At 66.1% G+C, this 12,902-nt stretch carries 16 protein-coding genes; 6 read left to right on the plus strand and 10 right to left on the minus strand.

The window, feature by feature from the left end:
• Positions 1–56: 56 nt before the first annotated feature.
• Positions 57–740: an RES family NAD+ phosphorylase gene (locus VFO25_12100; protein ID HET9343645.1), complete on the minus strand. Its 684-nt coding sequence runs from the start codon at positions 738–740 to the stop codon at positions 57–59.
• Entirely contained in the window at positions 737–1,141 is a 405-nt protein-coding gene (locus VFO25_12105; protein HET9343646.1) for an MbcA/ParS/Xre antitoxin family protein, read from the minus strand. The genes VFO25_12100 and VFO25_12105 overlap by 4 nt, the downstream gene beginning before the upstream one ends.
• Positions 1,142–1,272: 131 nt before the next feature.
• Between VFO25_12105 and VFO25_12110 the strand changes: the two genes are divergently transcribed.
• Positions 1,273–2,814, plus strand: a complete 1,542-nt coding sequence (locus VFO25_12110) for a YifB family Mg chelatase-like AAA ATPase (protein HET9343647.1) — start codon at positions 1,273–1,275, stop codon at positions 2,812–2,814.
• Between the two features lie 6 nt (positions 2,815–2,820).
• Here the strand turns inward: VFO25_12110 and VFO25_12115 are convergent, their stop codons facing one another.
• The 3 genes from VFO25_12115 to VFO25_12125 are packed head-to-tail and all read right to left on the minus strand — an operon-like array spanning position 2,821 to position 4,590.
• Entirely contained in the window at positions 2,821–3,474 is a 654-nt protein-coding gene (locus VFO25_12115) for an ElyC/SanA/YdcF family protein (GenBank protein ID HET9343648.1), read from the minus strand.
• Positions 3,464–4,123 carry a DsbA family protein gene (locus tag VFO25_12120; GenBank protein ID HET9343649.1) on the minus strand — a complete coding sequence of 220 codons (660 nt, stop codon included), beginning with the start codon at positions 4,121–4,123 and terminating at the stop codon, positions 3,464–3,466. The genes VFO25_12115 and VFO25_12120 overlap by 11 nt, the downstream gene beginning before the upstream one ends.
• Positions 4,120–4,590: a DUF1003 domain-containing protein gene (locus VFO25_12125; GenBank protein ID HET9343650.1), complete on the minus strand. Its 471-nt coding sequence runs from the start codon at positions 4,588–4,590 to the stop codon at positions 4,120–4,122. Before VFO25_12125 ends, VFO25_12120 begins: the two co-directional genes overlap by 4 nt.
• A gap of 69 nt (positions 4,591–4,659) precedes the next feature.
• Here VFO25_12125 and VFO25_12130 point away from each other — a divergent pair, with 69 nt between their 5' ends.
• Entirely contained in the window at positions 4,660–5,784 is a 1,125-nt protein-coding gene (locus tag VFO25_12130) for a DNA-3-methyladenine glycosylase I (protein HET9343651.1), read from the plus strand.
• On the opposite strand, the gene VFO25_12135 is transcribed toward VFO25_12130, so the two are convergent.
• From VFO25_12135 to VFO25_12155, 5 genes are read right to left on the minus strand one after another with little or no spacing between them, the layout of a single operon-like run.
• Positions 5,781–6,473 carry a peptidase E gene (locus tag VFO25_12135; protein ID HET9343652.1) on the minus strand — a complete coding sequence of 231 codons (693 nt, stop codon included), beginning with the start codon at positions 6,471–6,473 and terminating at the stop codon, positions 5,781–5,783. The genes VFO25_12130 and VFO25_12135 overlap by 4 nt on opposite strands.
• Positions 6,470–7,513 (minus strand): 2-dehydropantoate 2-reductase, encoded by a 1,044-nt coding sequence (locus VFO25_12140; GenBank protein HET9343653.1) that lies wholly within the window; start codon positions 7,511–7,513, stop codon positions 6,470–6,472. Before VFO25_12140 ends, VFO25_12135 begins: the two co-directional genes overlap by 4 nt.
• Position 7,514: 1 nt before the next feature.
• A complete protein-coding gene (dut, locus tag VFO25_12145) occupies positions 7,515–7,991 on the minus strand; it encodes a dUTP diphosphatase (GenBank protein HET9343654.1) in 477 nt (158 codons plus the stop codon).
• Positions 7,992–8,006: 15 nt separating this feature from the next.
• The gene (nrdR, locus tag VFO25_12150; GenBank protein HET9343655.1) at positions 8,007–8,459 is read right to left on the minus strand and encodes a transcriptional regulator NrdR; all 453 of its coding nucleotides are present in this window, start codon (positions 8,457–8,459) and stop codon (positions 8,007–8,009) included.
• Between the two features lie 12 nt (positions 8,460–8,471).
• The gene (locus tag VFO25_12155; GenBank protein ID HET9343656.1) at positions 8,472–8,600 is read right to left on the minus strand and encodes a DUF5679 domain-containing protein; all 129 of its coding nucleotides are present in this window, start codon (positions 8,598–8,600) and stop codon (positions 8,472–8,474) included.
• A gap of 241 nt (positions 8,601–8,841) precedes the next feature.
• Between VFO25_12155 and VFO25_12160 the strand changes: the two genes are divergently transcribed.
• Genes VFO25_12160 through argS form a run of 4 tightly spaced genes read left to right on the plus strand, consistent with a single transcriptional unit; the run spans position 8,842 to position 12,762 of the window.
• The gene (locus VFO25_12160) at positions 8,842–9,408 is read left to right on the plus strand and encodes an HAD-IA family hydrolase (protein ID HET9343657.1); all 567 of its coding nucleotides are present in this window, start codon (positions 8,842–8,844) and stop codon (positions 9,406–9,408) included.
• A gap of 46 nt (positions 9,409–9,454) precedes the next feature.
• On the plus strand, positions 9,455–10,573 hold the full coding sequence (gene dprA / locus VFO25_12165; protein ID HET9343658.1) for a DNA-processing protein DprA: 1,119 nt from the start codon (positions 9,455–9,457) through the stop codon (positions 10,571–10,573).
• Entirely contained in the window at positions 10,570–11,022 is a 453-nt protein-coding gene (locus VFO25_12170) for a 23S rRNA (pseudouridine(1915)-N(3))-methyltransferase RlmH (GenBank protein ID HET9343659.1), read from the plus strand. The genes dprA and VFO25_12170 overlap by 4 nt, the downstream gene beginning before the upstream one ends.
• 45 nt (positions 11,023–11,067) lie before the next feature.
• Positions 11,068–12,762, plus strand: coding sequence for an arginine--tRNA ligase (gene argS / locus VFO25_12175; protein HET9343660.1), 1,695 nt, complete (start codon positions 11,068–11,070; stop codon positions 12,760–12,762).
• The last annotated feature ends 140 nt before the right edge of the window (positions 12,763–12,902 follow it).

Genomic DNA, 12,902 nt, shown 5'->3' on the forward strand with positions numbered 1-12,902 from the left:
CGGATGCTAGCAACGCGGCATGCCGCGTGCGTACGCGATGGAGGGTCAGCGAGACGCTACGCCCGTTCGAGCTCCTGGAACACGCCGCTGATGCGGGTGCCGTCCCAGTGGTAGAGGAGATGGCCGATCTCCCGGCAGCGCGACAGCGCCTTCGGCCGGAACACGGCCGCGCATTGCCCGCCGGGATCGCGGACGCTGTCGTAGACGACGCCGAACGAGCCGGCCGCCCTCAGCTTGACGCCGAATTTGCTTGACTCGGCGTACGAATCCGGGTCGTAGATCTTCGGCAACGCGGCGCGCATGCCGCGGATGTCGTGCATCGACGCGCTCAGGTGCGCGGCGTAGATCCGCATGTGCAGATGCATCGGCCCGCGTTGCGTCTCTTGCAAGAATTTCGTGCGGTGATACTTGGTCTCGCGGATCGCGGTGTTGAGCGCACGGCCCGCATAGAAGACGCCGTAGTTGCCGTCGGAGAAGCGGCTGCCGTTCGGGTTGAGGTGCGTGAACGCTGCCATGATCGGCGTGCTGCCCGGCCCCCGCAACCGTTCGGCCGCTGGGATGAGCGACATCTCGCCGAGCTGTTGGCGCACGCGAGGGTTCGTCTCCGCTTCCGCCTCGATGAGGTTGTCGATGTCGGCTGGGTCCGCGACGCGCTCGAAAAGACTCTTCGACGGATAGAGGCTCGGCACGAGACGGTAGCACGGCTGCCAGGCGATGCGCCTGACGGGCGGATCGCTCATGCCCAACCGCCGCGCTCGGCGTCGAGGTATTGCCTCACCGTGTAAAGGTCGGCGACCTTGCCCGACAGCATCCGGTCGAGCGCGCTCTTGCCGCCGAACAGCGGGTTCGCGTTCGATGCTTTGATCCACGTGTCTGCTTCGCGGGGATCGGGCAGCAGTATCTGGAGATCTTTGAAGATGCCGAGGATGTAGCTGATCCGCTCTTGGGTGTCCGGCGGAAGCGGCGGATCCTCGTCTTTGCGCCACTTGAAATACGTGGAACGCGACGGGTTGCCGAGAAGCACGCGCTGTTGCTCCGCCGACAGCCCCCACATGTCGGCGATGCGGACGAAGGCGTTCATGAGCGAGCGGTTGCGCGCGTGGCGCGCCGGCTCGTGGCGTGGCGTTGGTGTTCGAGGCATGTCGGCGGCTGTGGCTACGTCCTATCGGTCTTCTGGCTGTTGGACTTTCCTGGTATTATAGTCCGAATTCGGACCGACGGTCAAGCGCGGGTTGTCACAGCCTATGGCGCGCGCGCGATAGTCTAAGCCGGATGTTAGCGATCGGATACTCCGCCGCGGTGCGCGGCATCGAGGCGTATGTCGTCAGGGTCGAAGTCGTCGGCGTGCCGGTCGCGCAGACATCGATCCACATCGTCGGCCTCGCCGACCGTTCGATACAAGAATCGAAAGAACGCGTCGACGCAGCCGTGCGGTCGTGCGGCTTCCTCTTCCCGACGTACAAAGTCGTCGTGAACTTGGCGCCGGCCGACATCCGCAAGGAAGGCGCGGCGTTCGACGTCGCGCTCGCGCTCAGCGTCCTCGCGATGGACCAGCAGCTCGACGCCAAGCGCCTCGGGAGCCTCGTGGCCATCGGCGAGTTGGCGCTCGACGGCGCGGTCAAGCCGGTAGGCGGGGTGCTGCCGATCGCTATCGGCATCAAACGCGCCGGCTTCAGACACCTCGTCTTGCCGGCGGACAATCTCGCAGAGGCGGCGCTCGTCGATGGCCTTGTGCTTCATCCGGTGCGGACGCTCCATCAGGCGGTCGAAGTCGCGCTTGGACGAAGCATGATCGGCGTGCGATCGGGCGGCGCCGCGAGCCGCGGCTCGCATCCGGAGACCACGGTTCCGACGTATGCCGAAGACTTCGAGGACGTCCGCGGTCAAGAGCGCGTCAAACGCGCGATGGAAGTCGCCGCGGCCGGCGGGCACAACGTCCTCATGGTCGGTGCGCCGGGAAGCGGCAAGACGATGCTCGCAAGACGCATGCCTTCCATATTGCCCTCGATGTCGACCGACGAGGCGCTCGACGTCACGAAACTCTATAGCGTCAGCGGGCTCCTGCGCGAGAAATCGCGCCTCGTGACGACGCGGCCGTTTCGCTCACCCCACCATACGGTCACGGCGAACGCGCTCGTCGGCGGAGGATCGACTCCACGACCCGGCGAGGTCTCGCTCGCACACCACGGCGTGCTCTTCTTAGACGAGCTGCCCGAGTTTCCGCGAAGCGTCCTTGAGGTTCTCCGCCAGCCGCTCGAGGACGGCAGCGTGACGGTCAGTCGCACGTCCGGTAGCGTCACGTATCCGGCGCGCTTCATGCTCGTCGCGAGCCTGAATCCGTGTCCGTGCGGGTACCACGGCGATCGGCTTCGAGGCTGCTCGTGCAGTCCGCAGACGATCCGCAAGTACCTATCGCGCGTCTCCGGCCCGCTTCTCGACCGCATCGACATCCACGTCGAGGTGCCGCGGCTGCCCTACGAGGACATGTCACGCCACAGCGCTGCAGAGCCCTCGGCTGCGATCCGCGCGCGCGTCGAGGTGGCTCGAGCGCGACAACGTCAACGTGGACGCGGGCTATGCAACGCAGCCGTTGCAGTCAAGCAGCTACGCGATTTCTGCACGCTCGATGGACACGGTCGCCAAGTCCTCGGCGCCGCGGTGGCTCGGCTTCACTTATCGGCGCGCGCTCACGATCGGATCTTGCGCGTCGCGCGGACGCTCGCCGACCTCGATGGGCTCGAATCCATCGCGCCCGCGCATCTAGCTGAAGCGATCGGCTATCGCAGTCTCGACCGTTCGCTTTGGGAGGTCTAAGAGACGCTAGCGAAGTCCGACATACGGGCCCATGAGCGTGGCCTCGCGATGGCTCACGTGCAGGTCCCAGATCGATTTGACGTCGGCGATAGACTCTCGCGCGGTATACGTCAACATCATGGGCACGTCGTAGACGCCCCAATCCGGCGTCGCCAGCCCGACCGCATCGATGCCGAGGTTCGTGCAGTCGTAGACGGCTCTCGGCATATGGTACTCTTGCGTCACGAGGATCGCCCGCGTGACGCCGAAGATCGCTCTCGCTCGATAGCAGCTGTCGTAGGTGTCGAAGCCGGCGTAGTCGAGCGTGATCGCGCCGCGCGGCACGCCGCGGTGCAAGGCATACGCGAACATCGCGGTGACCTCATCGTAATCCGGCCGGCTGTTGTCGCCCGAGAACAACATATGCTCGACCTTGTGGCTTCGGTAGAGCGCGACGGCCGCATCGACGCGATCCGCGAGCATCGCAGACAGCGTGCCGTCGGGCATGACGTATGCCCCGAAGACGAGAGCGACCGGTCGCGATGGTACCGCAGCGACCGATGCGAAGCGCGACTCACCAGTCGCGCGCACGACGTATGCTTGCACTCCCATGCAGGCGACGGCGGCGCAGATCCCGACGAGGACGAATGCGGCGGCTGCTCGCTTCGCTCTAGACCACACCGGCCGGTGCCTTGTTCTCGCTCATGAACGTCGCGTAAACGCCGGCATCGGAGATCGCGTCACGTACCGCCTGCGCGAGCAGTTCGTACCGCCAGCAACCCGACAGCACGTACGCGTCGCCGATCGGATTGCGGACGACGAACGTCGGCCGCACCTGCACGTTGTACGCCGCGAAGGCTTCGCTCGACGCCTTGATCCGCGCAAGCGTCTGCGGGTCGTCCATCGCGCGTTCCAGATCGGCCGCCTTGAGATCGCCTGCTTTCGCCGCAGTCGCGACGCACACGTCACGCCGGCCCATGTGGTGGCCCTCGATCATCGCACCGCGCGCGAGCGCGAGCCGCACGCGGTCATCGACGCAGCCGAGCCCGCGGGCCGCTTCTGCGGCAAGGTCGGCCCACTTCGGGCCGTCCTCACGCCCCTCGAGCCAGACCGAGTTGAGCATCGTACCGGTCACCGCGTTCGTACGCTTGTAGTAGAACTCGAGCATCTCGCGCGAGTAATCGAGCGAATCGCGCAGAGACGCGATCCGCCACTCGTAGTCGAGCCGTTCGCCGAACTCGCGCCGGACGCGGTCGAGCGCATCCTCAGCGATGAGACACCACGACGAGAGGACGTCGACGAAATACGTGAGCTTGACCTTGGTCATCATGCCGCCTTCATGAGCTGAGCGAGGGCGCGTTTGATATCGGCGACGTCGACCTGCGTCTGCGTGGCGATCCGCAGCAGCAGTTCTTCCTGTACTTCTTGGTGACGGAGCAGCCGCGAGATATTCTCGTGATCGGCTTCGGCGCGCAACTCGGCGTGTTCTGCGGATTGCTTTTCGGCGACGGCGATGATGAAGATCAGGATGAGCTGGATGATGTTCGAGATCGTGAGCAAGAAGACGAACGGATAGGGATCGAAGCGCGTCGCCATTCCTACGATGACCCACGCGACTTGGAAGGCGATGGCGAGGAACAGCGCAAGGGGCGCACCTGTAGCGTCGGCGATAGCCTTGCAGAACTTCTCGATGGGACTGAGGCTCTTTTCGTGCTCTTCGTTGACGTCGCGGATCTGCGGATGGTCTTCGACGTCCTGCGTCGGGTCATCGACAATCGACGTAGTCTCAGGCGGCATGGCGTTACCTCCCGCGCGAACGTTTCAACCATTGTCGGGAGCGCTCCCGCGCGTGACAGCGGCAAGGGGATGCCGCACTGGTTCGTCGCCATCGATACCGTCCGGCTGCGACGATCGCTCGTCGGCGAAAATGCACGCGCGGTGAACGCGGCGCTCGCGCCCGCCGCCAAAGCGGCCCGTCTCTGCCTCATAGATGCGACCGTCATCGCGTGCGGCGTCCGTGCAGTAGTAGCAGCGGCTCGGCCATCCGTGCGGCTTTTCGCGCGCCGTCTTGTCGCGCTCTCGCGCCGGCCGGGTGTGTCGTGGCGGCAGACGTTTCGAATGGCGGCGCTCGCACCCGCTGCCGTTCCCGCCGCTCGCGCGCTCGTGCGCGAGATGCAAACGACCGACGAGGAAGCAACGATGATCGCGACATCCGCCACGGCGAAACGCGCGGGCGATACCCGCAAGCTTGCGACGCTCGTGCGCCACGTCGAGCGTTCCGTCGATTCCGCTCTCGGGGCGGACGAAGCGGCCGCACGCATCCGCCGGTACGTGTCGGAGCACGATGCGCCGGCTGACGATCGCGTGGCGTTCGGCCGGCTGTGCACGGTCGTCTTCGCACAGGGGATCGGATACGAAGCCGTCGCGGCACGGGCCGGCGGCTTCACCGAGGCGTTCAGCGGCTTTGACCCCGCTGCCGTCGCCGCTTACGACTCGAAACGCGTCGAGTCGCTGCTCCAAGCGCCGATCGTGCGCAACGCGGCGAAGATCAACGCGTGCGTCGAAAATGCTCGCCGCTGGATGGAGCTCGCGAAGGCCCACGGCACGTATGTCGGCCGGATCGCGAGCGCTGCGGCGGCGGACGATCCTGCGAGCGGATGGCTAGCGCTTAGCGGCATGCTTCGCGAGGACTTCGTCCACCTCGGCGAATCGACCGCGGGCCAAGTCCTCAAGCATCTAGGTTTTTTCACGGCGTTCGCGCATCCCGGCGCACGCCGAGTCGTCGAGCGGCTTGGTTTTATCGGACCTGATGCGCCGTCGCCCGCGCTTCAAAAGCTGCTCGGCGGCGCCGCGCAGCGGCTCGGCCGCGATCCGTACGCGCTCGAAGCGACGCTCGCGCTATTCGCCGGGATCGGTCCGTGCAAGAAAAAACCCGCATGCGATGCATGCGAGCTTGCCGATCGGTGCCCGAGCGCGAACGTCTCGGCCTAGGTGCGATCGATCTCGAGTTCGGTCTCGATGAGCCTTCCTATGCCGCGCCGGATGTGAAGCGCGGCCGACGACCGCCGCGAGCTGACGGCGCGCGCGAGCCGGCCGTTGACGAACTCGAGCGCGACCGCATCGTCGACCGCATAGCCTGCGGGCAACTTACCCGTCTTGATCAGTCTGCGATAGACCCGTTGGCGGCCGGCCTCGGTATCGAAATGTGGGCAGAAGCTGCCGCGCAGCCAGCCGAGGCATGACATCCGATCGAAGCGCCCGGGAAACGAGTCGGTGAGGCCGGACTCGAACCAGCATAGTCCGCCCGCGCTCGAACCTGACAGGATGACCCCGCGGTCATACGCGCGGCGAACCGCTGTATCGAGCTTCCAGAGCCGCCAGAGCGCAAGCATGTTATACGTGTTGCCGCCCCCGACGAAGATGAGGTCTTGGCGGCTGAGCAGGCGCGTGAAATCTTCGGTCGGCGCCGCGTAGAGCGCGAGCGTCGTCGGACGTCCGCCGAGCCGCTTGATAGTCGCTTCGATGCGTCGGATGGTCGCGGCGCTGTCTCCGCAGGCGGTCGGGATGAAGCATACCCGCGGACGGCGTTTGCGGGTCTGAGCGAGCAGCCATCGATCGAACGTCGGCCGAGGCGTGCGCGCGGAAAAAGCGCCGCCGCCGATCGCGATGATTCGCTTCAATGCTTCCGGCCTCGAGCGACTTCAGCCGCCAGCGAATCCGGCTTCCCGCGAAACTCGGTGCGCTCGATCGCTCCCGATGCGATGCCAGAGACGATGCGAGCGATCGCGGCGTTCGCCGGCGCGGAGGCACCCGCGCCTTCCGCAGCGCGTGCGACGGCTCCATTGAGCGCGTCGACCTCGGTCACTTTACGCCCGGAGCGCACGTCGATGAGCAACGACGGTAGCTTGTCGCCGCGCGCCGCGGCGACGCGCTTCGCGAGCACGCCGCGCAGCAAGGACGGCGACAGCAGCGATATAGCCGCGACGAGCAGCGGCACAGGAAAGTCGACGAGGCCGACGGGAGCGATGCGCAGCCGGCGCATGACGTCGACCGCTTCGACGAGCGACTCGCGCTCGACGGCGAACGCGCCGGCATTCGCGTAGACCTGCGCCGGCGTCCAATCGAGCGCGGCGCACACGCCGTTCGCGATGAGATTCATGCAGAGCTTCGACCATTTGAGCGCACGCCAATCACCCGCAGCCCGCGTGCGCAATCCCGTGGACTCCAGGGCCGGCAGCAACCAGTTGTGCGGCGTCGATCCCACGGGTGCGAACGATAGGCCGCCTTTGGCGGCTGCGACGACGGTCGTCTCATCTTTTTTCTCGACGGCTGTCGTCAACGCTCCCGCGGCGATGCGGTCGGCTCCGAACGCGGCGGCAAACGCTTCTTCGTTACCCAACCCGTTCTGAACGTTGAGGATCGTCGACTCGGCGCACGCGCGTACCGCACGCAGCGATTCGATCGCCTCGGCCGTCGAGTACGCTTTCAGGGCGACGACGGCGAGTTCGAAAGGATCGCGCAAGGATCTATCGCCTGCCGCCGAGGCCGAGCCGACCGACACGGGCCATTCGTCATCGCCGATTCGCAGCGTGACGCCGCTGCGCGCGATCGCGTCGGCCGTCGCGGGCCGCGCGAGTAGTACCGGTTCGTGTCCGCCAAGGCGGAGACGCGCGGCGAGATACGTGCCGACCGCGCCCGCGCCGACGATCAGCGCGCGCACGTCAGGTCCCGCCGGTCGTGCCGGTCGATCCGAAGCCGCCGCTGTCGCGCTGGGTCGACGGCAATTCGCCGACGCGTCTGAACTGCGCGCGTTCGACCGGCGCGACGATGAGCTGCGCGATGCGCTCGCCCCTTCGGATGACGAAGGGTTCGCTGCCGTGGTTGATGAGGACGATGCCGACCGGGCCGCGATAGTCCGCGTCGATCGTTCCCGGTGAGTTCAAGCATGTGACGCCGTGCTTGATGGCGAGGCCGCTTCGCGGGCGCACCTGCGCTTCGTACCCGCGCGGCAGCGCGATCGCGATCCCCGCCGGCACGAGCGCACGTCCACCGGGCGCAAGCGTGAGATCGGTCTCGACGGCGGCGAAAAGATCGCAGCCTGCGGCGTCCGCGGACATATAGGAAGGAAGCGGCAGACCTTCTCCGCCGGGCAAGACGCGGATCTCGACGACGACGGCGTCGTCACCGCGCTCGCTCACGACGCGAACGATCCGCTAGCGCTGCGGCTTGCCGAGCAGTTGTGCCAGCTCTTCTTGAAACGTCTGGAGATCGAACTCGCGATAGACTGAGGCGAAGCGGATGTAGGCGACTTTGTCGAGCGTTCGCAGCGCACCCATGATGAGCTCGCCGACCGCGCTCGACGGGATCTCGCTCTCGCCGCGTGCGTAGAGATCGCGCTCGATCGAGTCGGTGACCTCTTGCATCTGTGCATCGGAGATCGGCCGCTTCTCGCACGCCTTGCGGAGGCCGCCGATGACTTTGTCGCGATTGAAAGGTTCGCGGCGGCCATCCTTTTTGACGACGAAGAGGCGCCCGCTTTCGATGCGCTCGTAGGTGGTGAATCGTTGCCGGCACGATTGGCATTCGCGCCGGCGCCTCACCGCGGCGTCGTCTTCGCGGCTATCGACGACGCGGCTGTCGCCGCTGCGACAGACGGGGCAAAGCAACGGATGGGGATCCTAGGATGAAGCTCCGATTTTGAAGAGCTTCGTCGAACAATCGGGGCACACGCCTTGGACCGCGGGGCGGCCGTTCTTCATCGTGACCTGTGTCGGGTCTTTGATCTCTTTCTTCGCCTTGCACTTCACGCAGTACGCTTCCGGCATCGAGTCACTCCTATCATCGGGTCATCGGGGCAAGCCGCCGCGAAGGACCGCATGCCCTAGCTACGAAGGCCCGTTCGTCATCATGGAACGGGACGACGTTCATGCAGTTTTCTTCGACGCGGGCTACACGCTCCTGTGTATGGACCCGCCCCAAGAAATCTTATTTTTGCAGGTATGTTCCGACTTGGGTATCGCGATAGACGACACTCGGCTTGGAAATGCGGTGAGCGATGCCAACGTGATGCTCGCGCCGCGAACTCCGGCGAGCGTTCGTCGTCCGTATTCCGTCGATCGCGTCGACGCGTTCTGGATCGAGTATCATCGCATCGTGCTCGAAGGCTGCGCCGTCGATCCCGCCGCCATCGGTCTCGCCGAGCCGGTTTATCGGACGTTCTCCAAGCGCTTGGGATGGCACGTCTATGACGACGTACGGCCTTCGCTCGCCGGACTGAAGGCTCGCGGCATCAGGCTCGGCGTCATCTCGAATTGGACGGGCGACCTCGAAGACGTCCTGAAACGCATCGATCTCCACTCGCCTTTCGACGTCATCATCGACTCCGCGCGGCTTGGGCACGAGAAGCCCCACCCGGAGATCTTCGCCGAAGCGCTGAGGCGTGCCGGCGTACGGCCCTCGGCGGCGCTCCACGTCGGCGACTCGATCGAACATGACGTCGAAGGCGCGCTGGGGTCTGGGCTGCGGTCCGTGCTCATCGACCGAACTGGGCGTCACGCCGCGTTCGATCGCGCACCGCGCGTCGCCGACCTTTCCGAGCTCGCGACGCTCCTCTAACCTCCGCTATTTTGACGCCGCGCGCGACCGGCGTGATGTCGAGATCATGGACTCGCTCGACGATGGCTACGCGATGGCGGTGGCGGGGGCGCTCGTGTGGACGCCGCGCCTGCTTCGCGCGTGGCTCGATAAATGCGGATCGTCTCGCGAAATCCTTGCGTGGGTCACAGAACACGACGCACCGCCAGAAGGAGCGCCGGCGCTGAGCCGTTCGGCGATCGAGCGCCTACGCGCTATCGAAGACGATAAGGCGCATGGCGCGATCGAGGCGCTCGCTGCGAGCGGTTCGCGTCTCGTGCGCGATCGTGACGCAGACTATCCAGTGGCGCTCAACGATCTCCCCGACCCGCCTCCGCTCCTCTATGTGAGGGGCTCGATAGAAGCGCTTGGCGCGCGGGCGATCGCGATCGTAGGGAGTCGAGCTGCGACGACGTACGGGCGTCAGGTTGCCGGATCCCTAGCCGCCGATCTCGGCGCTTTCGGCGCGTGTATCGTGTCAGGGCTCGCGCGCGGGATCGATGCGTGCGCGCACGGCGCCGCGCTTGCGGCGAAAGCGCCGACCGTCGCGGTCATCGGATCGGGTATTTCGGCGCTCTATCCACCCTATCACGCATTGCTCGCGGACGAGATCGTCGCTTCCGGCGGGGCGGTCGTGTCGGAGTTCCCGCCTCGTGAGGCCGCACGAGCTCACCACTTCCCGATGCGCAACCGCCTTGTCGCTGCGCTCGCGCGCGCAACGGTCGTCGTCGAAGCAGGACGTCGGAGCGGCGCGCTTATCACGGCGCGGCTCGCGGGCGATCTCGGTCGAGACGTGTACGCGATCCCCGGCGACGTCACGCGGCCGACCAGCGTGGGCACGAACGACCTCATCAAGGACGGTGTGACGCTGGTGACGAGCGGTGCCGACATCGCGTCGCTTCTCGGTTGGGATGCGCTGTTCGAGCGCGAGAAGGCCACGGAGTCTTCGCGCGATGATCCAGTCCTCGCGCGGCTCACGGCGGCGGGCGTCGACGTCGTCGAGCTCGCAGCGGCGTGCGGGATGGAACTGCCCGCGATGCTCGCGCGGCTGACGCTGCTCGAGATCCAAGGTCTCGCGAAACGGTTGCCCGGCGGCACGTACGCGGCGGTGAAGCGAGAGCGAGCGCCGAACGCGCGCTCGAGATGAACGTAGCGATCGTCGCCGTCGATAAACTGCGCGAGCCATATGCCCGGACCGGATGCGCGCTCTACCTCGAGCGACTGGGGCGGTATTACGGCGTCACCGTGATCGAGACGCGTAAGGAGGCCGGCGCCGGCGCCGTCTTGCTCGAAGGCCGCGGCATTCTCGAACGGATCGACCCGGACGACATCGTGTGGGCGCTCGATCGCGCCGGCGTCGCTATGTCGTCGACCGACCTTGCGCGACGCGTCGGCGACGTCGAGCGATCCGGCAAGAGGCGGCTCGTCATCGCGATCGGCGGACCCGACGGCTTGGACGAAAGCGTGCTCGCGCGCGCCGAACTGCGCTGGTCGTTGTCGCCGCTGACGTTCCTGCATGAGATGGCGCGGCTCATCACCTTCGAGCAGCTCTATCGCGCTGCGAAGATATTGCGCGGCGAACCGTATCATCGCTGACGCGTCGACGAAGGGCGCTTCGGCTGGCCGGGCTAATAGCGGCGGATGAAGAGCCGTCACCTCGCGGCGTTGGCGATCGTCGAAGAAGCGCTTCAGTCGCGTCTGGTCGATGCCGCGCGAAGCGTGGGCGCTGCCGCAGACGCTATTCCGCGCGTGACGCTCCCGCCGACGCGCGACCCGTCGCATGGCGATTTCGCCACGCCCGTCGCTCTGGCGGCCGCAAAGCTATGGAAATGCGATCCGATGAAGGTCGCGTCGGCGCTCGCGGATCCTCGCGATGGCGGCATCGCCGGCGTCGCGTCGCTCGAAGCGGCTCGACCCGGCTTCGTCAACGTGCGGATGGCACCCGGCTTCTGGAGCGGCGTCATCGCCGAAGTGCTCGAGCGCGGTGACGACTACGGACGCTCCGATGCGTTGGCGGAAGCCGGTCCCGTCCTCATCGAGTTCACGTCTGCCAATCCAACCGGACCGCTCAACGTCGTCCAAGGACGATCAGGCTCGCTCGGCGCGACGCTTGTCGAGATGTTCCGTTTCGCCGGCGCGACGACAGCATCGGAGACGTACGTCAACGACGCGGGCGCGCAGCTCGACACGCTCGCCGCTTCACTCTATGCGCGCTACTCCGCGCTCTTCGGGGTCGATGTACCGTTCCCGGAGGACGGCTACCCCGGCGACTACGTCATCGACGTCGCGCGCGCGCTCCGCGACCGCGATGGCGACAAGTGGCTGGACGCAGATCCCGATGAGCGGCGCCGCGTGCTCGGCAAGTTCGGACGCGACGTCATCGTCGAAGAACAGCGCGCCGACATGGAGCGGTTCGGCGTCCACTTCGACGTCTGGTTCTCGGAGAAAACGCTCCACGACGGCGGCGCGATCGACGACGTCGTCGCCGACCTGCAGACGCGCGGCTTCGCGTATGAGAAGGACGGGGCGATCTGGCTCCGCTCGACCGACGTCGGCGATGACCGCGACCGCGTGATACGGCGCAGCGACGGACGACCGACGTATCTGGCAGCCGATGCCGCATACCATCGCGACAAACTGCGGCGCGGCTACAAGTATCTCATCAATATCCTTGGGCCTGACCATCACGGCTACATCGCGCGCTTGAGCGCGCTCGTCGCGGCGCTCGGTCATCCCGGCAGTATCGAGGTGCTCATCGCGCAGCAGGTGACCCTCAAACGCGGCGACGAGGTCGTCGCGATGAGCAAGCGCGCCGGGAACACCGTGACGCTCGCCGAGGTGATGGACGAAGTCGGCGTCGACGCCGCGCGTTTTTTCTTCATCGAGCGCGCCCCGGAGTCGCACCTCGTCTTCGATCTCGCGCTCGCCGTCGAGCATTCGCAGAAGAATCCGGTGTTCTACGTCCAGTACGGGCACGCGCGAATCGCATCGATCCTCCGCAAAGCCGCGGAGACCGGCAAGTCGGCGCTCCTCGACCGTGCCCGCACGGCGGCCGATGTCGCGCACCTCGCCCATCCGACCGAGATCGCGCTCGCTCGGCGCTTGAGCGATTTCGAACGCACGGTCGTCGACGCGGCGAACGACCGCGCTCCGCATCGGATCGCCGAATATGCACGCAACGTGGCCGGCGACTTTCACGGGTTCTACACCGCTTGCATCGTCCTCACAGACGACGACGCGCTGACGAGCGCACGCCTTTCGTTATCCATCGCGGCGAAAACCGTCCTCGCCTCGAGCTTGCGGATCCTCGGCGTCTCAGCCCCAGACTCGATGTAAGGGAGCGGTCGAGATTTATCGGGTCTTCGGGAATTGTGGTGGCTCGGGAGAAGTATCCCCGAGCCGCTTCGTTGTACCCCGAGGCATGCGTGATCGAGATTTTCAAGCGACGATTTTAGGCATCCAGCAGCCGTGGGTCG

The organism is Candidatus Eremiobacteraceae bacterium, assembly GCA_035710745.1.
In the GTDB taxonomy this organism is placed as follows: domain Bacteria; phylum Vulcanimicrobiota; class Vulcanimicrobiia; order Eremiobacterales; family Eremiobacteraceae; genus JANWLL01.